This window comes from Streptomyces sp. MRC013 (assembly GCF_023614235.1).
GTDB lineage: Bacteria > Actinomycetota > Actinomycetes > Streptomycetales > Streptomycetaceae > Streptomyces.
On sequence record NZ_CP094264.1, the window covers coordinates 4,424,316 to 4,448,587 of the forward strand.

Genomic DNA, 24,272 nt, shown 5'->3' on the forward strand with positions numbered 1-24,272 from the left:
CCGGGCGCCGGAAAGTGGCGGGATGCGGCGGGCCGCGCCCCGGAGCGGTGCCGGAACGCGCGTACGGGCTGGCATCCTTGGCGGGTGACACAGCTGCGTACGGTCCAAGTGCTGGGCGGTGGCGGCGCGGGCAGCGGCGCCCACGTCAGGTCACTGGCCGCCGGGCTCGTGGCGAGGGGCGTGCGGGTGACCGTGTGCGCCCCGGCCGAACTGGACCGCGCCCACGACTTCCCGGGCGCCGGGGCGTACTTCGTCCCCGTGCCGCCCCGCGGCGACCCGTTGTCCGTGGGCGCGCTGCGGGCCGTGTGCTCGGGGGCCGACGTCGTCCACGCGCACGGGCTGAACGCCGCGGTCCGGTCCGCGCTGGCCCTCGCCGCGCAGCGGGTGCCGCTCGTCGTCACCTGGCACTCCCGGCCGCACGGCGAGGGGGTGCGCGGGCAGTTGCTGCGGCTGATGGAGCGTCGGGCCGTGCGCGCGGCGGCGGTGGTCCTCGCCACGTCGCCGGAGCTGGTCGACCGGGCGCGTCGGCGGGGCGCCCGCGACGCCCGTCTCGGCCCCGTCGCCCTGCCGCCGCCGCGCGACTCCGCCGACCCGCCCGGGGAGAAGGAGCGGGCCGAACTCGGAGCGGTCAGCAGGCCGTTGGTGGTGACGGCCGGCCCCTTGGAACCGTACCGGGGGCACGGCACGCTGCTGGACGCGTCCCGGCGGTGGCTCGGCCACGACCCGGTGCCGCTGGTCGCCGTCGCCGGCGAGGGCTCGCGGCGAGCCGCGCTCCAGCGGCGCGTCGACGCCGAGGGGCTGCCGGTGCGGCTGCTCGGGCGGCGCGACGACGTGACCGCGCTGCTGGCCGCGGCGGACGTGGCGGTGCTGGCCGGCCGCTGGGCGGCGCGGGCGCCGCTCGCCCGGGAGGCGCTGCGGCTGGGCGTGCCCCTGGTCGCCACGGCGGTGGGCGGGGTGCCGGAACTGGTGGGCGACGCGGCGGAACTCGTCCCGTACGGGGACTCCGTACGGCTCGCCTCGGCCGTGGCCGGCCTCCTGACGGACCCGGCCCGGCACGCGGCGCTCGCGGCGGCCGGACCGCGGCAGGCGGCCGCGTGGCCGACGGAGGAGCAGACCATCGCCCAGGTGCTGAGCGTGTACGACGAGCTGTGCGCGCCCGGCGGCGGCCCCGGGCCCCGGCGGGGCGCCTAGCGGCGGCCCCGCGGGACGCCGCCCGTGCGCCCGGGGTCAGCCGCCGTAGGCGCCGCTCGCGGTCAGGCGCAGCGCCGTGTCGATCAGCGGCACGTGGCTGAACGCCTGCGGGAAGTTCCCGACCTGCCGCTGGAGGCGCGGGTCCCACTCCTCCGCGAGCAGCCCCAGGTCGTTGCGCAGGCCGAGCAGCTTCTCGAACAGCTTGCGCGCCTCGTCGACCCGGCCGATCATCGCCAGGTCGTCGGCCATCCAGAACGAGCACGCCAGGAAGGCGCCCTCGTCGCCGGGCAGGCCGTCCACGCCCTCGTCGAAGCCCTGCGTCGGGTAGCGCAGGATGAAGCCGTCCTCGGTGGACAGCTCCCGCTGGATCGCCTCGATCGTGCCGATGACCCGTTTGTCGTCCGGTGGCAGGAAACCCACCTGCGGGATGAGCAGCAGGGCGGCGTCCAGCTCCCGCGAGCCGTAGGACTGCGTGAAGGTGTTGCGCTCCGGGTCGTAGCCCTTCTCGCACACGTCGCGGTGGATCTCGTCGCGCAGCTCGCGCCACCGCTCCAGCGGGCCGTCGGCGTCACCGGACTCGATCAGCCTGATGGTGCGGTCGACGGCGACCCACGCCATGACCTTGGAGTGGACGAAGTGGCGGCGCGGGCCGCGCACCTCCCAGATGCCCTCGTCGGGCTCGGTCCAGTGCTTCTCCAGGTAGTTGATCAGCTTCAGCTGCAGGAGCGAGGCGTAGTCGTTGCGGGCCAGGCCGGTCATGTGGGCCAGGTGGAGGGCCTCGGTGACCTCGCCGTACACGTCGAGCTGGAGCTGTGCGGCGGCGCCGTTGCCGACGCGGACGGGGGCGGAGCCCTCGTAGCCGGGCAGCCAGTCCAGCTCCGCCTCGCCCAGCTCGCGCTCGCCCGCGATGCCGTACATGATCTGCAGGTTCTCCGGGTCGCCGGCGACCGCGCGCAACAGCCACTCGCGCCAGGCGCGGGCCTCCTCGCGGTAGCCGGTGCGCAGCAGCGAGGAGAGGGTGATCGCCGCGTCCCGCAGCCAGGTGTAGCGGTAGTCCCAGTTGCGCACGCCGCCGATGTCCTCCGGCAGGGAGGTCGTCGGTGCGGCGACGATGCCGCCCGTCGGCGCGTACGTCAGGGCCTTCAGCGTGATCAGGGAGCGGACCACCGACTCGCGGTAGGGGCCGCGGTAGGTGCAGTGGTCGACCCACTCGCGCCAGAAGTCGGTCGTCGTCTCCAGGGCCCCCTCGGGGTCGGGGAGCGGGGGCTGCGCGTGGTGCGAGGGCTGCCAGCTGATGGTGAAGGCGACCCGCTCGCCGGCGGCGACGGTGAAGTCCGCGTACGTGGTGAGGTCCTCGCCGTAGGTCTCGCACGGCGTGTCGAACCACACCGAGTCGGGCCCGGCGACGGCGACCGTGCGGTTGTCGACCTTGTGGACCCACGGCACGATCCGGCCGTAGCTGAACCGCATCCGCAGCGTGGAGCGCATCTTCACCCGGCCGCTGACGCCCTCGACGATCCGCACCAGCTGCGGCGCGCCGTCGCGGGGCGGCATGAAGTCGGTGACGCGCACCGTGCCGCGCGGCGTGTCCCACTCGGACTCGAGGATCAGCGAGTCCCCCCGGTAGCGGCGCCGGTCGGCCGCCGGAGGCTCGGCCTCCTCGTCGTGCACCGGTCCGATCCGCCAGAATCCGTGCTCCTCGGTCCCGAGGATTCCTGCGAAGACCGCGTGCGAGTCGAAGCGCGGCAGGCACAGCCAGTCCGCCGTGCCGTCCCGGCAGACCAGGGCGGCGGTCTGCATGTCTCCGATGAGTGCGTAGTCCTCGATGCGCCCGGCCACGTGCAATCTCCAGTCGAACGGCCACGTTCGCCCCGCGGGGCGCTTACTGGGGTCAGGGTCAAGGATCGTTGACGCGAGGGAGTCCCGGACGACGGGCGGGGTGGTGCCGTACGCGGGCCCGACTCGGCAACGGATGTCCGAGCAGGATACGACGCGCCCGGGTCTTCCGTGTGATCTTCTTGGGAGAAGCTGGTAGTGCGGATGGTCTGGACGAGTGGGCGCGTACCCCTTGTACGCGCGCATGCAGCACACCACGCGCTCCTTTGTTTCGCACAGGTCCGAACGCGTACCCACAGGATCCCACAATGGCCGATTCGCGGGGGTCATGTGGCCGGAACGCGGTCCTCCTCCGTCGCTGATACCCTGGTAGCCCGTGGACCGGTGGGCGCCGCAGAACCAATCGGCGGCCCCCGAACCGCAGCGACGGCACCCCCGGAGACCCCGGGCCCTCCCCCCATCGGGCCCCCTTCGGGACGGACGCCGGTACGCACCTCCAGACCGCGACCACGGGAGCCCCCCTCTTGGCCATGCCGCCCGCTGCTTTCCGAAACAGCACAGCCACGACGACCAAGCACATCTTCGTCACCGGGGGTGTCGCCAGCTCCCTCGGCAAGGGCCTGACCGCCTCCAGTCTGGGCGCGCTCCTCAAGGCGCGGGGCCTGCGGGTCACCATGCAGAAGCTCGACCCGTACCTGAACGTCGACCCCGGCACGATGAACCCCTTCCAGCACGGCGAGGTGTTCGTCACCAACGACGGCGCCGAGACCGACCTGGACATCGGCCACTACGAGCGCTTCCTCGACGTCGATCTCGACGGCTCCGCCAACGTCACCACCGGCCAGGTGTACTCCACCGTCATCGCCAAGGAGCGGCGCGGCGAGTACCTGGGCGACACGGTGCAGGTCATCCCGCACATCACCAACGAGATCAAGCACCGCATCCGCCGCATGGCCGCCGACGACGTCGACGTCGTCATCACCGAGGTCGGCGGCACGGTCGGCGACATCGAGTCGCTGCCGTTCCTGGAGACCGTCCGCCAGGTCCGCCACGAGGTCGGCCGGGACAACGTCTTCGTCGTGCACATCTCCCTGCTCCCGTACATCGGCCCGTCCGGTGAGCTGAAGACCAAGCCCACCCAGCACAGCGTCGCCGCGCTGCGCAACATCGGCATCCAGCCCGACGCGATCGTCCTGCGCGCCGACCGGGACGTCCCCACCGCGATCAAGCGCAAGATCTCCCTGATGTGCGACGTCGACGAGGCGGCCGTCGTCGCCGCCATCGACGCCAAGTCGATCTACGACATCCCGAAGGTGCTGCACACCGAGGGCCTCGACGCGTACGTCGTGCGCAAGCTGGACCTGCCGTTCCGCGACGTCGACTGGACCACGTGGGACGACCTGCTGGACCGCGTCCACAACCCGGAGCACGAGGTCACGGTCGCCCTCGTCGGCAAGTACATCGACCTGCCCGACGCCTACCTGTCGGTCACCGAGGCCATGCGCGCCGGCGGCTTCGCCAACAAGGCCCGGGTCAAGGTCAAGTGGGTCACCTCCGACGACTGCAGGACCCAGGCGGGGGCGGCCCAGCAGCTCGGCGACGTCGACGCGGTCGTCATCCCCGGCGGCTTCGGCGAGCGCGGCGTCGACGGCAAGGTCGGCGCCATCCGGTACGCCCGCGAGAACAGGGTCCCGCTGCTGGGCCTCTGCCTCGGCCTGCAGTGCATCGTCATCGAGGCCGCGCGGAACCTCGCCGGCATCCCCGACGCCAACTCCACCGAGTTCGACGCCGCCACCTCCCACCCCGTCATCTCGACGATGGAGGAGCAGCTGGCGTACGTCGAGGGCGCCGGCGACCTGGGCGGCACCATGCGCCTCGGCCTGTACCCGGCGAAGCTCGCGGAGGGCTCGACCGTCCGCGAGGTCTACGGCGACCAGCCGTACGTCGAGGAGCGGCACCGCCACCGCTACGAGGTGAACAACGCGTACCGCGCGGAGCTGGAGAAGAAGGCCGGCATCCTCTTCTCCGGCACCTCCCCGGACAACAGGCTCGTCGAGTACGTCGAGTACCCGCGCGAGGTCCACCCGTACCTGGTCGCCACCCAGGCCCATCCCGAGCTGCGGTCCCGGCCGACCCGGCCGCACCCGCTCTTCGCCGGCCTGGTGAAGGCCGCGGTGGAGCGGCGGCGGGCCGCCGGGTCCGGCGCGTGACGGCGTAACCGCGGGCTATACGGTTGGCCGGGGTGCGGGTCCGCGCGGGCCCGCACCCCGGCCAACGCAGCGAGGGAGGACGACCGCATGACCATCAAGGACGCGCCGGCCGAGTGGCGGGTCACCGCGACCGAGACCCCGTTCCGGGGCGGCAAGACCAGTGTCCGCACGGACGAGGTGGTCATGCCCGACGGGTCGGTCGTGCGCCGCGACTACCAGGTGCACCCCGGGTCGGTCGCCGTGCTCGCGCTCGACGACGACGACCGCGTCCTCGTCCTGCGCCAGTACCGGCACCCCGTGCGCCAGAGGCTGTGGGAGATCCCGGCGGGCCTGCTCGACGTGCCCGGCGAGAACCCGCTGCGCGCGGCCCAGCGGGAGCTGTACGAGGAGGCCCACGTCGAGGCGGAGGAGTGGCGCGTCCTGGCCGACCTCTACACGAGCCCGGGCGGCTCCGACGAGGCCCTGCGGATCTTCCTGGCGCGCGGTCTGTCGGAGGCGGAGGGGGAGCGCTTCGAGGCCGCCGAGGAGGAGGCCGACATGGAGGTCGCCCGGGTGCCGCTGACCGACCTGGTGCGGGGCGTCCTGGCCGGGGACCTGCACAACGACTGCCTGGTGGTCGGGGTCCTGGCGGTCCTCGCCGCGCGGGCGGGCGACGGCCTGGACGCGCTGCGCCCGGGGGAGGCGCCCTGGCCGGCGAGGCCCTTCACGGCGTGAGCGGGCCCGGCGCGGGGCGGGCCCGGCGGCAGCCGGTGTGACGATCGGTTGATCCGATTGGGTGATGTGCGGGCCTGCTCCGCACCGAACGTCCCCGGCGCTGAACTACGCTCGGTCCACCCGCCCGGGACCGGGCGGGACCAGCACGTTACGCAGGCGGACGGGAGCGTGACCCGTGACGGACCAGGCGGTGAACACCGGCGAACCCGAGCGCCCCACGGCCGGCGCGGACGGCACGGGACGCCCGGGCGCCGGCGCCCCGCACCCCCCGCGGGACGGCCGCGGGGGCACGGGCGCGGGTCCGGCGCCGCCCCCGCCGGTGCCGACCGCCCGCGTCCCGCCCCCGCGCCGGCCGACGAGCGGCCGGACACCGCCCGGGGGCCCGAGCGGACCGGAGGAGACGCCTCCGACGGCGCCGGCCGCGACCACGTCCCGGACCGCCCCCGGAGCCCCGCCCCGCCCGCGCCCGCCGCGGGCCCCGCCGGCGGGGGCGCTCCCCGTCCCACCGCCCCCGGCGCCCGGCCGGGCGGGGCTCCCGCCGGCGTTCCGGCACCGGCCCGCGACCGGGTCGACGGCGGTCGCCGGGACGCCGCGCCGGAGGCGCGCGAGCGGCCGTTCTTCGGGCGGGTGCGGGAGATCAAGGCGCTGCGGGTCGACATCTCGCGGGCCGGACTCGACACCCTCGCCGGGCGGAAGGCGCCCCGCGCCCGCGTACTGCTCATCGCCGGGCGGCCCGGGTCCGGGCGGACCGCGCTCGCCGAGGAGCTGGTCCGGGACCTGGAGCGCGGCTACCGCGACGGGGTGCTGCGGGCGCGCCTCACCGAGCCGGGCGGCGAGGCCGTACCGGTCGGGCGCGTGGCCCGCGCCCTCCTCGACGACCTCGGCGTCGCCGCGCCGGCCGGGGCCGGCGAGGACGACCTCGGCGAGCTGCTGCGGACCGCCCTCCGCGACCGCCGCGCCCTGCTGCTCCTCGACGACGCCGCCGACGCCGGGCAGGTGGACGCCCTGCTCCCGGACAACCCCGAGTGCCTGGTCGTGGCCATCGCGCACGGCCCCCTCACCGGCATCCCCGACGTACGGCCCTGCACGGTCGGCGGCCTTGACGCCAAGGCCGCCGTCGACCTCCTCGGCACCTACGCCGGCTCCGTCCGCATCACCGTCGACCCGCAGGCCGCCGAGACGCTCGCCGAACTGTGCGCCGGCCAGCCCGCCGCCCTCGTCCTCGCCGGCGGATGGCTCGCCGCCCACCCCGCCGCCTCCGTCGCCGACTTGGCCAAGCGCCTGCGCGCGGTGCCGGACGACGAGGGCCGCCCCGCCGCCCTCCGGCCGCTCGCCCGCGCGTTCCGCCTCGCGTACGAGGCGCTGCCCGCGCCCGGCGCGCGCGCCCTGCGCCTGCTCGCCCTCGCCCCGCTGGGCGCCGTGGACCCGCAGACCCTGTCCGCGCTGGCCGGCTGCTCGATGTCGACCGCCGCCTCGCTGCTCGACGGGTTCGTCGCGCTCGGGTTCGTGCGGGAGGCCCCGCGCGGCCGGTACGAGGTGCCCGGATGCCTGATGCCGTTCCTGAGGGAGCGGCTCGCCGCCGAGGACCGGCCCGCCGAGACGCAGCTGGCGCGGGCGCGCATGCTGGAGCGGACCGTGCGGCTCCTGCAGTCCTGCAGGGCGGTCACCGAGCCGGAGGGCGCCCCCGCGCGCCGCCGCCTCGCCGGGCTGCCGCGCGCCCTGCGCTTCCCCGGCCGGGGGGCCGCCGCCGAGTGGCTGGACCTGCGGCAGCCCGCCCTGCTGGCCTCCGCGCGCCTCGCGGTCGCGGACGGGGAGCTGGACACGCTCGCCCGGCGCCTGATCGCCGCGCTCGTACGGGCCCTCGCCGCACACCGCGGCACCGAGGCGGCCGCGCCCGAGCTGTACGGCCTCCACCAGCTGGTCCTCGGCGTCGCCGAGCGCCGGGGCCTGCACCGGGAACGCGCCGCCGCCCTGCTGAACCTCGCCGACCTGGACGCCGGCACCGGCCGCACCCGCGACGCCCTGGCCCGCTACCGGGCCGCCCTGGACGCCGCCCGGCTGGCGGACGACCCGTACGCGACCGGCCGCGCGATGGAGTCCGTCGGCGGTGCCTACCAGGAGCTGGGCGACTGGCAGCGGGCCGCCGACTGGTACGGCCGGGCCCTCGCACAGCGGCTCGCGCGGGACGAACGGGCCGACCAGGCGCGGCTCTACGGCAGGCTCGGCGCCGTCCACGCGTACGCCGGCCGCTACGGCGAGGCGCTGCGCAACTGGCGTGCCGCGGCGGCCCGCTACCGGCGCCTCGGGGACGTGCCGGGCCGTGCGCGGGCGCTGAGCGAGGCGGCCCGGGTGCAGGAGTACGCGGGCCGTCCGGAGGACTCGCTGCGCACCTGCGAGGAGGCCGTGGAGTGGGCGCGCCGCGCCGGTGACGCACGGCTCCACGCCGCGCTGCGGCTCCGCCTCGCCGACACCCTCGACCGGCTCGGGGACCCCACCGCGGCGCGGCTGCACCGGGTGGCCGCCGAGCGGCTCCTCGGCCCCGGCGGGTCGGCCGCCCAGCCGGGTACCGCAGATCGGGGTTTCCTGGGGCATCCCGCCCCTTCCGCCTGGGAAATCCGCAGTAGTTCTCGGAAGAGTTAACGCTTTGTAAGGCTAGACACAGGGAAATCCTTCATTAGACTGGGTTAGCCGCGCTTAATTGCTGTGTATCCCGGTGTGCCCTGAAGTGGCCGGGTATGTATCGCGGTACAGCGCTTCGCCCCTGTTACCCCTGATTCAAGGACCGTGATCGACGATGAAGGTCGGCATCCCCCGCGAGGTCAAGAACAACGAGTTCCGCGTCGCCATCACCCCGGCCGGTGTGCACGAGCTCGTCCGCCACGGCCACGAGGTCCTGGTCGAGCGGGACGCCGGTGTCGGCTCCTCGATCACAAACGACGAGTACGTGGCCGCCGGTGCGCGGATACTCCCCACCGCCGACGAGGTCTGGGCCGCCGCCGACCTGCTGCTGAAGGTCAAGGAGCCCGTCGCCGAGGAGTACCACCGCCTCCGCAAGGACCAGACCCTCTTCACCTACCTGCACCTCGCCGCTTCCCGCGAGTGCACGGACGCGCTGCTGGCCTCGGGCACCACCGCCATCGCCTACGAGACCGTCGAGACCGCGAACCGGGCGCTGCCGCTGCTCGCCCCCATGTCCGAGGTCGCGGGCCGGCTCGCCCCGCAGGTCGGCGCCTACCACCTGATGCGCGCGGCCGGCGGCCGCGGCGTCCTGCCGGGCGGCGTGCCGGGCGTGGTCCCGGCCAGGGCCGTGGTCATCGGCGGCGGCGTCTCCGGCTGGAACGCCGCGCAGATCGCCGTCGGCATGGGCTTCGACGTCACCCTGCTCGACCGCGACATCAACAAGCTCCGCGAGGCCGACCGGATCTTCGGCACGAAGGTCAAGGCCGTCATGTCCAACTCCTTCGAGCTGGAGAAGGCCGTCCTGGAGGCCGACCTCGTGATCGGCGCCGTCCTCATCCCGGGCGCCAAGGCCCCGAAGCTGGTGACCAACGAGCTGGTCTCCCGCATGAAGCCGGGGAGCGTCCTCGTCGACATCGCGATCGACCAGGGCGGCTGCTTCGAGGACTCCCACCCCACCACGCACGCCGAGCCGACCTTCCGGGTCCACGACTCGATCTTCTACTGCGTGGCCAACATGCCCGGCGCGGTCCCGAACACCTCGACCTACGCCCTGACCAACGCCACGCTGCCCTACATCGTGTCGCTCGCCGACAACGGCTGGGCCGAGGCGCTGCGCCGCGACCCGGCACTGGCCAAGGGCCTCAACACCCACGACGGGAAGGTCGTGTACAGGGAGGTCGCCGAGGCGCACGGCCTCCACCACGTGGAACTCGCCTCCCTCGTCGGCTGAAGGCCCTCCGGCCCCGCCAACCACCGGCTCCCGTACGGCGGTCGGCCCGCACGGGCCGACGGGAGCCGTCAACCGCACACATCCGGCCGGACCTTGCGCGACGGGGTCCGGCCGGACGCGTGTCCGCCCGCGTGCGCCGGCCCGATCCGCCCCGAACACGGCCCTTCGGCCGTTTCGCGCGCCCGCGGAACGCGGTGACGGAGGGTCCCAGGCCCTTGACAGGAAGGCGCTCGGGCTCCGACACATCCCGTCGCGTCCGCCCGATTGTGTTGCTGCGAAGCGGTGACACGCCATAGAGTCGCCAACCGTCGGCATAGCGCCACGCTGACCTATCGATAAGTTTCCTGGTCCCGTCCAAGGAGGTAAGACGACTTGTGAATGAGTCGACATTCGCTCCCGGGGCCGCTCGGCCGGGGACGCCGACGGCGGGCCAGGGTGGTCAGCCGTCCGGGCGCGAGGACGCCGGGTCCGTCGCCGTCCGGACGTTCGCGACGCACCGGCACATGACGACACCCCACACGATGAAGACGATGGACGGCCAACACGTGAACGCCACGGCCGGCAACGAGAGTGGCCGAGAGTCCACCCACTTCGCCGCCTACGACGAGCTGCCCGAGGGGCACTTCTACGACCCCGACGCCGAGTACGAGCCCGACCCCGAGTACGCGGCCACCCTCGCCCCCGACGCCGCCCGGCAGCGCCGCGAGCGGATCGGCCCGACCGGGCGGCCCCTGCCGTACTTCCCCATCCCCGGTCCGCTCACCGAGCACGGACCCGCGAAGATCATCGCGATGTGCAACCAGAAGGGCGGCGTCGGCAAGACCACGTCGACCATCAACCTGGGCGCCGCGCTCGCCGAGTACGGTCGGCGGGTGCTGCTCGTCGACTTCGACCCGCAGGGCGCCCTGTCGGTCGGCCTCGGCGTCAACCCGATGGAGCTCGACCTCACCGTCTACAACCTGCTCATGGAGCGGGGCATGTCGGCGGACGAGGTCCTCCTGAAGACCGCCGTGCCCAACATGGACCTCCTGCCGAGCAACATCGACCTGTCGGCCGCCGAGGTCCAGCTCGTCAGCGAGGTCGCCCGCGAGTCGACCCTGCAGCGCGCCCTCAAGCCGCTGCTGCAGGACTACGACTACATCGTGATCGACTGTCAGCCCTCCCTCGGCCTGCTGACCGTCAACGCGCTGACGGCCGCCCACAAGGTGATAGTGCCGCTCGAGTGCGAGTTCTTCGCGCTCCGCGGGGTCGCGCTGCTCACGGAGACCATCGAGAAGGTCCAGGAGCGCCTCAACCCCGAACTCGAACTCGACGGCATCCTCGCCACCATGTACGACTCGCGGACCGTCCACAGCCGCGAGGTCCTCGCGCGCGTGGTCGAGGCCTTCGACGACCACGTCTACCACACGGTCATCGGCCGCACCGTCCGCTTCCCGGAGACCACGGTCGCGGGCGAGCCCATCACCACCTACGCCTCCAACTCGGTCGGCGCGGCCGCCTACCGCCAGCTCGCCAGGGAGGTGCTCGCCCGGTGTCACGCCGAGTGAGTCTGCCCGGAGCCGACGAGCTGTTCCGTACGACCGGGGGCACGGCGCTGCAGGCGTCCACGCCCCGGCGCCAGCCCGCACCGGAGGCCACCCGGGTGCCCGGGCAGGGCGGCGAGCAGGACCCGCAGGCCGAGGAGCACTCGGCGGCGGAGGACCCCGAGGCCGTGCGGCGGCCCCGGACGCGGGCGACGGCCGGTGAGCCGGAGTCCGGTGCGGCCCCCGCGGCCGCGGGGACGGCGGCGGGCACCCCGGCCGCGCGGCGGGGGCGGCGCTCCCCGAGCCGGCGGCCCAGCGGGCGGGAGCGCCACGACGAGAAGATCACCGTGTACGTCTCCGCCGAGGAGCTGATGGACCTGGAGCACGCGCGCCTGGTCCTGCGCGGGGAGCACGGGCTGGCCGTGGACCGCGGGCGCATCGTCCGCGAGGCCGTCGCTGTGGTCCTGGCCGACCTGGAGTCCCGGGGGGACGCGAGCATCCTCGTGCGCAGGCTCAGGGGCCGCTGAGCGGGACCCGTCCGGAGCCGCCCCGCGCCCGGAGCGCTTTCGGGGGTCCCGGGCGCGCCCGTCCGCGCGTGGCGCGCCGCCGGGCGCGCGGGCCGGGTAGCCTACGGGCGCCGCCCCCGCACCCCCTGGACCACGATGCCCCCCAACCCCCCGCGCCCCCGCGCCCCGGACCCCGGCCCGGCCGCGCCCCCGGCGAGCGGCCCTCCCGGGGCCCCGCCGGAGCCCGCCGCCCACGCCGCGCCGTCCGGAGCGCCCGCCGCCGGCGAGGGGGGCCGGGAAGGCGCGCGCGACGGCGCCGGCGGCCGGTTCACCGTGCGGCTGGCCAACTTCGAGGGGCCCTTCGACCTGCTGCTCCAGCTCATCGCCCGGCACCGGCTGGACGTCACCGAGGTGGCGCTCTCCCGGGTCACCGACGAGTTCATGGCGCACCTGCGGACCATGGGCCCCGACGGGGACCTGGACCAGACGACCGAGTTCCTCGTCGTCGCCGCCACGCTGCTCGACCTGAAGGCCGCCCGGCTGCTGCCCGCCGCCGAGGTGGAGGACGAGGCCGACCTCGCGCTGCTGGAGGCCCGCGACCTGCTGTTCGCCCGGCTGCTCCAGTACCGCGCGTACAAGAGGGCCGCCGAGGTCTTCGGCGCCCGCCTCGACGACGAGAGCCGCCGGCACCCCCGCACGGTCGGGCTGGAACCGCATCACGCCGCGCTGCTGCCCGAGGTGGTGCTGGGCATCGGCCCCGAGGGGCTCGCCCGGCTGGCCGTGAGGGCGATGCGGCCCCGGCCCCGGCCGCAGGTGTACGTGGACCACGTCCACGCCCCGCTGGTCAGCGTCCGCGAGCAGGCCGGGATCGTCGTGGCGCGGCTGCGGCAGCGCGGCGAGGCCCGGTTCGGGGAGCTCGCCGAGGACGCCCCCGACACCCTCACCGTCGTCGCCCGCTTCCTCGCCCTGCTGGAGCTGTACCGGGACGGGGCCGTCGCCCTCCACCAGGACGACCCGCTGGGCGAGCTCACCGTCCGCTGGACCGGCGGCGACGCCGGCGCGGCGGTCACCGACGAGTTCGACCGGGCCGCCGGGCCCGAACGGGAGGAGGAGGCGTGACGGACGCCACGGAACTGAAGCCCGCTCTGGAGGCGGTCCTCATGGTCGTCGACGAACCGGCGACCGAGGAGCACCTCGCCAGGGTGCTCGGGCGCACCCGGCACGAGGTCGCCGACGCGCTGCGCGAGCTGGCCGGCGAGTATGACGCCCAGGGGCGGGGGTTCGAGCTGCGGCCCGTCGCGGGCGGCTGGCGGTACTACACGCGCCCCGCCTACGCCTCCGCCGTGGAGGGCTTCGTCCTCGACGGCCGGCAGGCCCGTCTGACCCAGGCCGCGCTGGAGACCCTGGCGGTCGTCGCGTACCGGCAGCCGGTCAGCCGCTCCCGGCTCTCCGCGGTGCGCGGCGTGAACTGCGACGGGGTCGTGCGCACCCTCCTCCAGCGCGGTCTGGTGGAGGAGGCGGGCGCGGAACCCGAAACAGGTGCGATCCTGTACAGGACGACGAACCACTTCCTGGAGCGGATGGGCCTGCGCGGCCTGGACGAGCTCCCCGAGCTCGCGCCCTTCCTCCCCGAGGCGGACGCGGTCGAGGCCGAGTCGCGGGAGGCGGCACCGTCGTTCGATCCGGATGCACCGGATTCCGAGGACGCAGACGACAAGACGGAACTTTGATGCGAAGCAGCAGCGGCAGGAACGGCAGCGGAGACAACGGCGGGAGCCGTGGTGGCAACAGCGGCGGCCGCGGCAGCGGCGGTGGCCGCGGCGATCACCGGGGTGCCGGTGGCGGCCGCGACGACCGCCGGCGGGGCGGGGCCGACCCGCGCCGCCCTCGCCCCGAGGAGCGCAGCTACGACGTGGGCGGCGGCCCCGCCGAGGGCCCCCGGCGCGGACGCGGCGCGGCGGCCCGCGGGGGCGCCAAGGGCGGTCCCCGGCAGTCCCCCGGCGCGGCGACGGCCGCACGGTCCCGGCGCGCCCGCGCGAGCTGGACGCCCGGATCGAGGAGCGCAACCGCGAGCGGCACGCGAACCGACCGCAGCGGCAGGACCAGGACGGCGAGCGCCTGCAGAAGGTCCTCGCCCGCGCCGGGTACGGCTCCCGCCGCGCCTGCGAGGAGCTGATCGAGGAGGCCCGGGTCGAGGTCAACGGCTCGATCGTCGTCGAGCAGGGCCTGCGCGTCGACCCGGAGAAGGACGAGATCAAGGTCGACGGGCTGACCGTCGCCACGCAGTCGTACCAGTTCTTCGCGCTGAACAAGCCCGCCGGCGTCGTCTCCACCATGGAGGACCCCGACGGCCGTCAGTGCCTGGGCGATTACGTCACCAACCGCGAGACCCGGCTCTTCCACGTGGGGCGGCTCGACACGGAGACCGAGGGCATCATCCTGCTCACCAACCACGGCGAGCTGGCCCACCGCCTCACGCACCCGAAGTACGGCGTGAAGAAGACCTACCTGGCGGCCGTCACCGGCCCCCTCCCGCGCGAGGTGGGCAAGCGGCTCAAGGAGGGCATCCAGCTGGAGGACGGCTACGCCCGCGCCGACCACTTCCGGGTGGTGGAGCAGACCGGCAAGAACTACCTGGTCGAGGTGCAGCTCCACGAGGGCCGCAAGCACATCGTGCGGCGCATGCTCGCCGAGGCGGGCTTCCCCGTCGACAAGCTGGTGCGGACCGCCTTCGGCCCGATCCAGCTGGGCGACCAGAAGTCGGGCTGGCTGCGCCGCCTGACCAACACCGAGGTCGGCATGCTGATGAGGGAGGTCGGCCTCTGAGCCCCTCCCCGCGGCACGCCCCTCCGCCCCTCCACGGGCGGGCCGGCTCCCCGGGAGCGCCCTCCGGAGGGGCGGTGCGCGGCCGGGTGCCCGACGACCGCGGCCCGTACGCCTTCGGGCCCTCCGCCGTCGGCCCTGCCGCCCCCGCCCTCCGCGACGGCCGCCTCCGCGTCCCGCCCGTCCGGCCCGCGGGAGGCCCGCCGCGCCCCACCGGCGGGCGGGGGCAGGCGGCGGCCCTCCACCGGGAGGGCGGTGCGACCGCCCTCCCCCGCCACCGCCGCGACCGCGACGACGGGAGACGACCGCATGACCGCCACCGAGGCCGCCGCCGGGCAGGCCGCCACCGGAACGCTCGTCGGGCTCGCGCTCGGCGACGCGATGGGCCTGCCCACCGAGTTCATCGGCGTACCGGAGGCCACCAGCCGGTACGGGCCCTGGCGGGACCTGCCGCTGCCGGAGCCCGCCCGCGTCACCGACGACACGCAGATGACGCTCGCCGTGGGCCGCGCGCTGCGGACCGCGACGGACGGGGGCCCCTCACGCCGGAGCGGTTCGCCGGCCCGCTGCGCGAGGAGTTCACCGCCTGGGCCCGCTCGCCGGAGAACGACCGCGCCCCCGGCCGCACCTGTCTGGTCGCCTGCGAACTGCTGGCCGCCGGCCGGCCCTGGCAGGACGCCAGCCGGATCGGCTCCAAGGGGTGCGGCGCCAACATGCGGGTCGCGCCCGTCGGCCTCGTGCCCGGTCTCGACGGGGAACGGCGCGCCGGCGCCGCCCAGTTGCAGGCCGCCCTGACCCACGGGCACCCCACGGCGCTCGCAGCCTCCGACCTGACCGCCCACGCGGTGCACCTGCTGGCGCGCGGCGCCGAACCGCCCGAACTGGTCGGGCTGCTGCGCTCGTACGCCTACGGCAACCGCTCCCGCTACCCCGGGGCGTGGCTCGGCGACCTGTGGACCCGCTCCCAGGACCCCTCGCCGGCGCACTTCGCCGAACGCGGCTGGGACGAGTGCCTCGCCGTCCTGGAGCGCGTCGACGCGGCCCTGCCCGAGGCCGACCCCGAGGCCGACCCGTGCCTGCTCACCGGCGAGGGCTGGATCGCCGAGGAGGCGCTCGGCACCGCGCTGCTGTGCTTCCTCATGTTCCCCGGGGAGCCGCTCACCGCCCTGCGCAGAGCCGCCTGCACCAGCGGCGACTCCGACTCCATCGCCTGCCTCGCGGGCGCCTTCGCCGGCGCCCACCTCGGCGCGTCCGCCTGGCCGCGGGAGTGGGCGGAGCGCGTCGAGTACCGCGACGACCTCCTCGCGCTGGGCATGCTCTGGGATGCTTGACCGGTGATCGAACACCTGGACCTCTCCGCCGTCGTCGCCGAACAGCCCGACCCCCTGCCGTTCGCCACCGTCTCCGGCGCGCACCTGTACGGCTTCCCGTCCCGCGACTCGGACGTGGACCTGCGCGGAGCGCACCTGCTGCCGCTCGACGCGCTGATCGGGCTGCGCGAGGCGGAGGAGACCCGCGGCCGCACATGGCTGCGGGACGGCGTGGAGGTGGACCTGGTCACGCACGACCTGCGGAAGTTCGTCCGGCTGATGCTGCGGCGCAACGGCTACGTCCTGGAGCAGCTGCTGTCCCCGCTCGTCGTCCGCACGAGCGACCTGCACGCCGAGCTGACCGCCCTCGCGCCCGGCGTGCTCACCACCCGCCACGCCCACCACTACCGGGGCTTCGCCTGCACCCAGTGGCGGCTGTTCGAGAAGAACGGCGAGCTGAAGTCACTGCTCTACACCTTCCGCGCCCTGCTGACCGGCATCCACCTGATGCGTTCGGGCGAGGTCGTGGCACACCTGCCCACCCTGTGCGGCACGGTGGGGGAGGCCCCCGCCTACCTGGGCGAGCTGATCACCGCCAAGGCGGAGGCCGAGCACGGCCCGGCGGCCGGCACCGACCGGGAGCGGCTGCGCGCCGACGTGGAGGCGCTGCACCGGGCGCTCGACGACGCCCGTGCGGCCTCCCCGCTACCGGAGACCGCCACGGGGGCGTACGACGCCCTGCACGACCTCGTCGTACGCGCCCGGCCGGGACAGCGCCTCCAGGGCTGAGCGCAGCCGGGTCCGGAACAGGAAGTCCTCCACCCGGCCCCGGTCCGGCTCCGCCGGCAGCGGGGGGGAGGGGAGCGCCGCGTCGGCCTCGTCCGCCAGGCGGACCATCCACGCCTCGGCCCCGGCCCACGCGACCTCGCCGCGCCTCACCGCGAGCAGCCGCTCCCGGGCGGCCCCCGCGTCCACCACGAGCTCGCCGGTGCGCAGCAGGTCGCGGCAGGACGCGAGCAGCCGCAGCAGGTGCATGACGTGCTTCCAACGGGGCGCCCCGTGCCGCCGCACGTCCGCCTCCAGCCTGCGGCGCTGCGACAGGGCGTACCGGGTGAACGTCCCGTGCACCTGCCGGGACAGGAACGCGCCGCGCAGCGCGAGCAGTTCGCGGCCCGTGTCGTCGGCGTGCTCGACGAGCGGAGAGTGCAGGCACTCCAGGATGTTCGGGTTGCCGCGCAGCGCCAGCTCGCAGAAGCGCTCCAGCTCCCAGCTGAACTGCTCGGGGGCCGGCCCCTCCACGTGCGCGGGCGGTTTGGCGAACCGCCACTGCGACGGCGTCGGGGCGAGGAACACCCCGCGGCGATCGGTGTCGCTGCCGTCCACGGCCAACCCGAACGCCCGGGACCCCATGACGCAGGAGTAGACCGTGTGGTCGCGTACGAGGGCTTCCGGCGTGAGGGCGTTCCCAGACATGGTCCCGACCCTAGCGGCCCCGCCCGGCCCCGGCGGGACGTGAGCGGCGGCCCGCCCGGCACGGGCGCGGGAGCGCGCCCGCCGTCCCGCCCGGTCGCGGGACCGCCCCCGCGCCCGCCCGGCGTTGACTAGGCTGAACGCGCAACAGGTCCCACCGCCGCCCGCCGCAAGGACACCTCCCAGTGAGAACCGCCGTCGTCATCGGAACCGGGCTGATCGGCACGTCCGTCGCCCTCGCCCTCACCGACCGGGGCGTCACCGTCCACCTCGCCGACCACGACCCCGCCAGGGCTCGCACCGCCGCCGCCCGCGGCGCCGGCACGGACGCCCCGCCGGACGGCCCCGTCGACCTGTGCGTGGCCGCCGTGCCCCCCGCCCGCACCGCCGCGGCCCTCGCCGACGCCATGCGCGCCGGCACCGCGCGCGGCTACCTGGACGTGGCGAGCGTCAAGGGCGGCCCGCGGCGGGAGCTGGAGGCCCTGGGCGCCGACCTGTCCGCGTACATCGGCACGCACCCCATGGCCGGCGCGGAGCGCTCCGGCCCGCTCGCCGGCAGCGGGGACCTCTTCGAGGGCCGCCCCTGGGTCCTCACGCCCACCCCCGAGACCCGCACGGAGGTGCTGAACCTCGCCCTGGAACTGGTGGCCCTGTGCCGGGCCGTCCCGGTCGTCATGGACGCCGACGCCCACGACCGGGCCGTCGCCCTCGTGTCGCACACCCCGCAGCTGGTGTCGTCGATGGTCGCCGCGCGGCTGGAGGAGGCCGAGGAGACCGCCGTACGCCTCTGCGGGCAGGGCATCCGCGACGTCACGCGCATCGCGGCCTCCGACCCCCGCATGTGGGTCGACGTCCTCTCCGCCAACCCGGGGCCCGTCGCCGACGTCCTCGCCGCGCTCGCCGCCGACCTCGACGGGACGGTCCGCGCGCTGCGCGCCCTGCAGTCGGCCGACGACGACGAGCGCCGCGGGGGCGCGGCCGGCGTCGAGGACGTCCTGCGCCGCGGCAACACCGGCCGCGCCCGCGTCCCGGGCAAGCACGGCACGGCCCCGGCCGCGTACGAGACGGTCGCCGTCCTCATCAGCGACCGGCCCGGCGAGCTGGCGCGGATCTTCGCGGACGCCGGCCGGGCCGGCGTCAACGTCGAGGACGTCCGCATCGAGCACGCGACCGGCCAGCAGTCGGGGGTGGTGCAGCTGATGGTCGCCCCGTCCGCCGCGCCGCTCCTGGCGGCCTCCCTCCGGGAGCGCGGCTGGGCCCTGCGCCAGTAGGGCCGGCCCCGCGGCCGGGGGCGGACCGAACGGGTGCGAGGGGAGGCGGGGACAGTCGGTAACCTTGTGGCGGGCCCTCGGCAGCCGGCCGGCCCCTCTCCCACGCAGGCAGGAAGGTGTCCCACACCGTGGATCCCGTGATCGTCGCCATCGACGGCCCCTCCGGTACGGGCAAGTCGAGCACCTCCAGGGCCGTCGCCGCCCGGCTCGGTCTCGGCTACCTGGACACCGGCGCCCAGTACCGGGCGATCACCTGGTGGATGATCACCAACGGGGTCGACGTGGACGACGCCGCCGCCGTGGCCGGCGCCGCCGACAAGCCCCTGATCGTCTCCGGCACCGACCCGTCCCAGCCGACGATCACCGTCGACGGCGTGGATGCCTCCGGCCCGATCCGCACGCAGGAGGTCACCTCCAAGGTCAGCGCCGTCAGCGCCGTCCCCGAGGTGCGCACCCGGATCACCGGGCTCCAGCGCTCCATCGCGGCCTCCGCCCCCCTCGGCATCGTCGTCGAGGGCCGCGACATCGGCACCACCGTCCTGCCCGACGCCGACCTCAAGGTCTTCCTCACCGCCTCCCCGGAGGCCCGCGCCGCCCGCCGCGCCGCCGAGCTGGAGGGCGCCGACGTCTCCGCCACCAGGGAGGCCCTGGTCAGGCGGGACGCCGCCGACTCCACCCGGAAGACCTCCCCCCTCGCCAAGGCCGACGACGCCGTCGAGGTGGACACCACCGAGTTGACGCTCCAGCAGGTCGTCGAGCACGTGATCGCCCTCGTGGAGGAGCGGAGGGAAGCCGCCCGGTGACCCCCTCGGCGAAGGGCGCCGCCGTCGGGCGGGGCATCGGCATCGGCCTGATGTACGGCTTGTGGCGGCCGCGCGTGCTGGGCGCCTGGCGCGTACCGGCCTCCGGCCCCGTCATCCTCGCCGCCAACCACACCCACAACCTCGACGGCCCCATGATCATCGGTACGTCCCCCCGGCCGGTCCACTTCCTGGTCAAGAAGGAGGCGTTCGTCGGGCCGCTCGGGCGTTTCATGACGGCGACCGGGCAGCTCGGGGTCGACCGCGCCACCGCCGACCGCACCGCGATCACCGGCGCCCTGGACGTCCTCGCCTCCGGCGGCGTCCTCGGGATCTTCCCCGAGGGCACCCGCGGCGACGGCGACTTCGCGTCGCTCCGCGCCGGTCTCGCCTACTTCGCCCTGCGGTCCGGCGCGCCGATCGTCCCGGTCGCCGTCCTGGGCGGCGGCGAACGCCGCGGACGGCTGACGAAGGCGCTGCCGCCGCTGCGCAGCCGCGTCGACGTCGTCTTCGGCGACGCCTTCGACGCGGGCGACGGCAGCGGGCGCCGCACGCGCGGGGCCCTGGACGACGCCACCGTACGCATCCGGAAGCGGCTCACCGCCCACCTGGAGAACGCCAGGCGCCTCACCGGGCGCTGAGCGACACTCGAGTAGTGGCCCCGGCCCCGGCCGGGCCCCCACCGACCACCACGAACGCACGAGGAACGGACTTCATGAACGACCAGCACGACCACGGGGCACTTGGCGACGCCGAGTACGCGGAGTTCATGGAGCTCGCCGCCGAAGAGGGCTTCGACGTCGACGAGGTCGAGGGCGCGATCGAGGAGGCCGGGCACGGCCCGCTGCCCGTCCTCGCCGTCGTCGGCCGCCCGAACGTCGGCAAGTCGACCCTGGTGAACCGGATCATCGGCCGCCGCGAGGCCGTCGTCGAGGACCGCCCCGGAGTCACCCGCGACCGCGTCACCTACGAGGCGGAGTGGGCCGGCCGCCGTTTCAAGGTCGTCGACACGGGCGGCTGGGAACAGGACGTGTTCGGCATCGACGCGTCCGTCGCCGCGCAGGCCGAGTTCGCGATCGACGCGGCCGACGCGGTCGTCTTCGTGGTCGACGCGACCGTGGGCGCCACCGACACCGACGAGGCCGTCGTCAAGCTGCTGCGCCGCGCCGGCAAGCCCGTCGTCCTCGCCGCGAACAAGGTCGACGGTCCGTCCGGCGAGGCCGACGCCGCGATGCTGTGGTCCCTGGGCCTCGGCGAGCCCTTCCCGGTCTCCGCGCTGCACGGCCGCGGCACCGGCGACCTCCTCGACGAGGTGCTCAAGGCCCTCCCCGAAGCGCCCGAGCAGACCTTCGGCGCCGCCGTCGGCGGCCCCCGCCGCATCGCCCTCATCGGCCGCCCGAACGTCGGCAAGTCGTCCCTCCTGAACAAGGTCGCGGGCGAGGAGCGGGTCGTCGTCAACGAGCTCGCCGGCACCACCCGCGACCCGGTCGACGAGCTCGTCGAACTGGGCGGCAAGACCTGGAAGTTCGTCGACACCGCCGGCATCCGCAAGAAGGTCCACCTCCAGGAGGGCGCGGACTACTACGCCTCCCTGCGCACCGCCGCCGCCGTCGAGAAGGCCGAGGTGGCGGTCGTCCTGATCGACACGACCGAGTCCATCTCCGTCCAGGACCAGCGGATCATCACGATGGCCGTCGAGGCGGGCCGGGCACTGGTCATCGCCTACAACAAGTGGGACGAGCTCGACGAGGAGCGCCGCTACTACCTGGAGCGCGAGATCGAGACCGAGATGCAGCAGGTCTCGTGGGCACCCCGGGTGAACGTCTCCGCCCGCACCGGCCGCCACATGGACAGGCTCGTCCCGGCGATCGAGACCGCGCTCGCCGGCTGGGAGACCCGCGTCCCGACCGGCCGCCTCAACGCCTTCCTCGGCGAACTCGTCGCCGCCCATCCGCACCCGATCCGCGGTGGCAAGCAGCCCCGCATCCTGTTCGGCACGCAGGCCGGCACCAAGCCGCCCCGGTTCGTGCTGTTCGCGTCCGGCTTCCTGGAGCACGGCTACCGCCGGTTCGTGGAGCGGCGCCTGCGCGAGGAGTTCGGGTTCGACGGCACCCCGATCCACATCTCCGTTCGGGTCCGCGAGAAGCGCGGCCGCAAGAAGTAGCCGTACCGCGGGCGGCGGCGGGGCCGGGGGCCGATCGCGCCCCGGCCCCGCCGCCGCTCACACGCCGCGGCGGGGTGCCGGCGGCAGCGCCACCTGCGCCGGCCCGCCGTACGGCCGGGCCGCCGCGTAACCGCCGTACTGCTGCGCCTGCCACCCCTGCCCGTGGCCGTGCGTGCCGGTGGTGTGGCCGGCGGCGCCCTGCCCGCCGCCGGGGTGGCGGACGGGCGGCAGCTCCCCGAAGGCCCGGAACCCGAGGTCCTCCTCGCCGCTGCGGTCGCCGGGCAGCGCCCGGAACGACCGGCGGTACTCGGAGTACAGCGCGTCGTAGATCGGCGTGGCCGAGTAGGACAGTCCGTCCTCCGCCGGGCGCATGGCGGGGACGTACCGGTACGACTGGCGGGACGGCTCGTATGAGTGCTGCACGTAGGTGCCAACGACCCCGCCGCCCGCGGGATGCGGTCCGTCCCGGGAAATCGCCCTCCACCGTGCGGGGAGCGGGGAGGTCATCAGGACGTGCCGGCCAGCGGCATGGCGGCGGCGACCAGGCCGCCGTTCGCGGCGGCCTTCTCCAGGGCGTCGCGCAGCAGGTCCTCGCGCGGCTGCTGGCCGATGGAGCCGACGGGCGCGGCGAAGACCAGCACCGTGTGCGACCTGTTCGCCGCGGTCCGCCAGCCCTCGGTGACCTGGAGCGGCTGGTGCGCCTGCCACCAGGCGGCCTGCCGGCCGCCCTCACCCGGCTGGAGGATCGCGTGGAGCTGCCCCGCGGCGAGCAGCACGGACCACCCGGCGAGCACCGGCGGCTTCCGGTCCAGGCCGGGCACCGGGAGGAAGCCCTGCTCGGCGAGGAGCGGCAGGAACTCGTCCTCGGTGCCGTACGAGCCGGGCCGGGTGATCGGCGCGGTCGGCTCGACGACGAGTGCCGGGTGCAGCTCCCCGTCGATCAGGACCAGGCCGCTCGTCACGCCCAGGACGGCCTGCCGGATGTCCGGCGGCACCTGCACCCGCACGGGCCCGGGTCCCTGCGGCTCATGACCGGTGATGGACCGGACGGCCCCCTGCAACTGCTCCTCCGGGACCCTGACGACCTGGGAGGGGATGCAGGTGGCGTGGGCGAAGGCGAGGACGGCGGTCTCGTCGCCGACGAACAGCACCGTGCTGGTGCGCTCCTGCCCGGGGTCGCCCGGGGTGCGGCAGGAGGTGCAGTCGTAGCTGCCCGGGGCGTTCTCCCCGGCCAGCAGCCGGTCGGCTTCGTCGTCACCGATCTCGGCGCGTACGTCCTCGCTGACGTCGAGCATGCGCGGCACGGGTGGCTCCTCGGACTCGTTGGTGCGTGCGGTGCCGGGGGCGCCCCCGGCACACTTCGTGAAGAGTTCAACGGACGACTCCCGGCCGGGGTCACGCGCGTGCGGCGACCGAATCGGCCGCCGGGCCCCGCCCGGTGCACCGCCGGACGGACCGGCGTCGCGGGTCCGCCGACCGGGCGGGTCCCGCGGCACGGCTCCGCCGTACCGGCCGGGCGCCCGCGGCCGGGGGGCCGCAGCAGGGGGCCTCGGCAGGAGGTCCTCGGCAGGAGGGGGTGGGAGCGCCCCGCCGCGACGGCCGCGGCGCCGGCACCCCTTCGCACCACTCCGCTGGCGGCGCGTGGTGGTTCCCTGCACCATGCCCGTGAACGCCCTTCCCCCCTCACGGCCCCTACCCCGGTGGTGACCCGATGGTCCACGTGACCCCCCGCAGGTCCCGCACGCGCACCGCGGCGCTGGCGGTGGCCGCCGTCCTCGCCCTCGTACCGCCGATCGCGGCGTGCGGCGGGGGCGAGGACGCCAGTGACGGCCCGCAGTCGCCCGACCTCCGGACGACCACCGGGGCGGCGAGCCCCACCGGGACCCCCCACGGCCTCGCCCACGGCGACGGGTTCGCCCACCGCCACCGGCAGCGCGCCGGCCGACCCGGAGGACGCCGAGGAGGAGGTCCGCGAGAACTGGGCGGAGTTCTTCGACCCCGGGACCCCCACCGACGAGAGGGTCCGGCTGCTGGAGGACGGCGAGCGGCTGCGCCCCGTCCTCGAGGCGTTCGGCGAGGATCCGAACGCCTCGAAGGCCTCCGCCCGGGTGAAGGCCGTCTCCTTCGCCTCGGCCACCCGGGCGGACGTCACGTACGACCTGCTCGTCGGCGGCCGCCCGGCCCTGTCCGGCTCCAAGGGCGCCGCCGTCCTCCGGCAGGGCACCTGGAAGGTCTCCCGCGCCACCCTGTGCGCACTGGTGGAACTCGGCGGCGACAAGGCCGTTGCGGGCTGCTGACCTCCTGCCCCGGACACCGCCCGCAGCCCCGCGTCCGGCCGGACACCGGCCGGCGGCGCCCGCGACCCGGCCGCTCCACCGTCCCCGCCGCCCCCGGGGCCGCCCGCGACCCGGGCGGCCCCGGGGAGGAGGCACCCGCCGCCCCGCCCGCCCGCGCGTTCCGCACACCCGCACCCGGCCTCCGGCGCCCCGGCCGGGCCCGCCGGGCCGCCACCCGCCGGCGGGGCGGCGCGGACGGGGGTCCCGC

General features: G+C 75.3%; 19 protein-coding genes and 2 pseudogenes. 17 read left to right on the forward strand and 4 right to left on the reverse strand.

Annotation, left to right across the window (positions count from 1 at the left end):
- Positions 1–84: 84 nt before the first annotated feature.
- A complete protein-coding gene (locus LUW75_RS20070; protein ID WP_250336859.1) occupies positions 85–1,191 on the forward strand; it encodes a glycosyltransferase family 4 protein in 1,107 nt (368 codons plus the stop codon).
- A 36-nt stretch (positions 1,192–1,227) separates the two neighbouring features.
- On the opposite strand, the gene LUW75_RS20075 is transcribed toward LUW75_RS20070, so the two are convergent.
- The gene (locus tag LUW75_RS20075; RefSeq protein WP_250336860.1) at positions 1,228–3,030 is read right to left on the reverse strand and encodes a glycoside hydrolase family 15 protein; all 1,803 of its coding nucleotides are present in this window, start codon (positions 3,028–3,030) and stop codon (positions 1,228–1,230) included.
- A 527-nt stretch (positions 3,031–3,557) separates the two neighbouring features.
- On the opposite strand from LUW75_RS20075, the gene LUW75_RS20080 reads away from it, so the two are divergent.
- The 11 genes and pseudogenes from LUW75_RS20080 to LUW75_RS20130 all read left to right on the forward strand — a co-directional run bounded on the left by LUW75_RS20080 (position 3,558) and on the right by LUW75_RS20130 (position 16,812).
- The gene (locus tag LUW75_RS20080) at positions 3,558–5,237 is read left to right on the forward strand and encodes a CTP synthase (RefSeq protein WP_250336861.1); all 1,680 of its coding nucleotides are present in this window, start codon (positions 3,558–3,560) and stop codon (positions 5,235–5,237) included.
- 87 nt (positions 5,238–5,324) lie between these two features.
- Positions 5,325–5,951: an NUDIX domain-containing protein gene (locus LUW75_RS20085; protein WP_250336862.1), complete on the forward strand. Its 627-nt coding sequence runs from the start codon at positions 5,325–5,327 to the stop codon at positions 5,949–5,951.
- Positions 5,952–6,578: 627 nt separating this feature from the next.
- Positions 6,579–8,591 carry a tetratricopeptide repeat protein gene (locus tag LUW75_RS20090; RefSeq protein ID WP_250336863.1) on the forward strand — a complete coding sequence of 671 codons (2,013 nt, stop codon included), beginning with the start codon at positions 6,579–6,581 and terminating at the stop codon, positions 8,589–8,591.
- A gap of 154 nt (positions 8,592–8,745) precedes the next feature.
- Positions 8,746–9,861 (forward strand): alanine dehydrogenase, encoded by a 1,116-nt coding sequence (ald, locus tag LUW75_RS20095; protein ID WP_250336864.1) that lies wholly within the window; start codon positions 8,746–8,748, stop codon positions 9,859–9,861.
- Positions 9,862–10,364: 503 nt separating this feature from the next.
- On the forward strand, positions 10,365–11,408 hold the full coding sequence (locus tag LUW75_RS20100; protein WP_462933758.1) for a ParA family protein: 1,044 nt from the start codon (positions 10,365–10,367) through the stop codon (positions 11,406–11,408).
- Positions 11,405–11,911, forward strand: coding sequence for a hypothetical protein (locus LUW75_RS20105; RefSeq protein ID WP_250336866.1), 507 nt, complete (start codon positions 11,405–11,407; stop codon positions 11,909–11,911). Before LUW75_RS20100 ends, LUW75_RS20105 begins: the two co-directional genes overlap by 4 nt.
- A gap of 135 nt (positions 11,912–12,046) precedes the next feature.
- Positions 12,047–13,009 (forward strand): segregation and condensation protein A, encoded by a 963-nt coding sequence (locus LUW75_RS20110; protein WP_250336867.1) that lies wholly within the window; start codon positions 12,047–12,049, stop codon positions 13,007–13,009.
- Between the two features lie 41 nt (positions 13,010–13,050).
- Positions 13,051–13,620, forward strand: a complete 570-nt coding sequence (scpB, locus tag LUW75_RS20115; RefSeq protein ID WP_250337742.1) for an SMC-Scp complex subunit ScpB — start codon at positions 13,051–13,053, stop codon at positions 13,618–13,620.
- Positions 13,620–14,716: pseudogene (locus LUW75_RS20120) on the forward strand (pseudouridine synthase). The gene scpB and the pseudogene LUW75_RS20120 overlap by 1 nt, the downstream one beginning before the upstream one ends.
- Before the next feature lie 306 nt (positions 14,717–15,022).
- Positions 15,023–16,044, forward strand: a pseudogene (locus tag LUW75_RS20125) (ADP-ribosylglycohydrolase family protein).
- Positions 16,045–16,047: 3 nt separating this feature from the next.
- Positions 16,048–16,812 (forward strand): nucleotidyltransferase domain-containing protein, encoded by a 765-nt coding sequence (locus LUW75_RS20130; protein ID WP_250336868.1) that lies wholly within the window; start codon positions 16,048–16,050, stop codon positions 16,810–16,812.
- Here the strand turns inward: LUW75_RS20130 and LUW75_RS20135 are convergent.
- Positions 16,729–17,496: a nucleotidyltransferase domain-containing protein gene (locus LUW75_RS20135; RefSeq protein ID WP_250336869.1), complete on the reverse strand. Its 768-nt coding sequence runs from the start codon at positions 17,494–17,496 to the stop codon at positions 16,729–16,731. The genes LUW75_RS20130 and LUW75_RS20135 overlap by 84 nt on opposite strands.
- A 182-nt stretch (positions 17,497–17,678) precedes the next feature.
- Here LUW75_RS20135 and LUW75_RS20140 point away from each other — a divergent pair, with 182 nt between their 5' ends.
- The 4 genes from LUW75_RS20140 (at position 17,679) to der (ending at position 21,728) form a co-directional block, all read left to right on the forward strand.
- Positions 17,679–18,764: a prephenate dehydrogenase gene (locus LUW75_RS20140; protein ID WP_250336870.1), complete on the forward strand. Its 1,086-nt coding sequence runs from the start codon at positions 17,679–17,681 to the stop codon at positions 18,762–18,764.
- A 116-nt stretch (positions 18,765–18,880) separates the two neighbouring features.
- The gene (gene cmk / locus LUW75_RS20145) at positions 18,881–19,567 is read left to right on the forward strand and encodes a (d)CMP kinase (RefSeq protein ID WP_250336871.1); all 687 of its coding nucleotides are present in this window, start codon (positions 18,881–18,883) and stop codon (positions 19,565–19,567) included.
- Positions 19,568–19,617: 50 nt separating this feature from the next.
- Positions 19,618–20,205: a lysophospholipid acyltransferase family protein gene (locus tag LUW75_RS20150; protein ID WP_250337743.1), complete on the forward strand. Its 588-nt coding sequence runs from the start codon at positions 19,618–19,620 to the stop codon at positions 20,203–20,205.
- A 74-nt stretch (positions 20,206–20,279) separates the two neighbouring features.
- Positions 20,280–21,728 carry a ribosome biogenesis GTPase Der gene (gene der, locus LUW75_RS20155; RefSeq protein WP_250336872.1) on the forward strand — a complete coding sequence of 483 codons (1,449 nt, stop codon included), beginning with the start codon at positions 20,280–20,282 and terminating at the stop codon, positions 21,726–21,728.
- Positions 21,729–21,785: 57 nt separating this feature from the next.
- Here der and LUW75_RS20160 read toward each other — a convergent pair whose 3' ends face one another.
- Together LUW75_RS20160 and LUW75_RS20165 are read right to left on the reverse strand one after the other, a co-directional pair.
- Positions 21,786–22,151: a hypothetical protein gene (locus tag LUW75_RS20160; RefSeq protein WP_462933759.1), complete on the reverse strand. Its 366-nt coding sequence runs from the start codon at positions 22,149–22,151 to the stop codon at positions 21,786–21,788.
- An 83-nt stretch (positions 22,152–22,234) separates the two neighbouring features.
- Positions 22,235–23,032, reverse strand: a complete 798-nt coding sequence (locus LUW75_RS20165; protein ID WP_250336873.1) for a hypothetical protein — start codon at positions 23,030–23,032, stop codon at positions 22,235–22,237.
- A gap of 519 nt (positions 23,033–23,551) precedes the next feature.
- Between LUW75_RS20165 and LUW75_RS20170 the strand changes: the two genes are divergently transcribed.
- Positions 23,552–24,025 carry a hypothetical protein gene (locus tag LUW75_RS20170; RefSeq protein WP_250336874.1) on the forward strand — a complete coding sequence of 158 codons (474 nt, stop codon included), beginning with the start codon at positions 23,552–23,554 and terminating at the stop codon, positions 24,023–24,025.
- Positions 24,026–24,272: the final 247 nt, after the last annotated feature.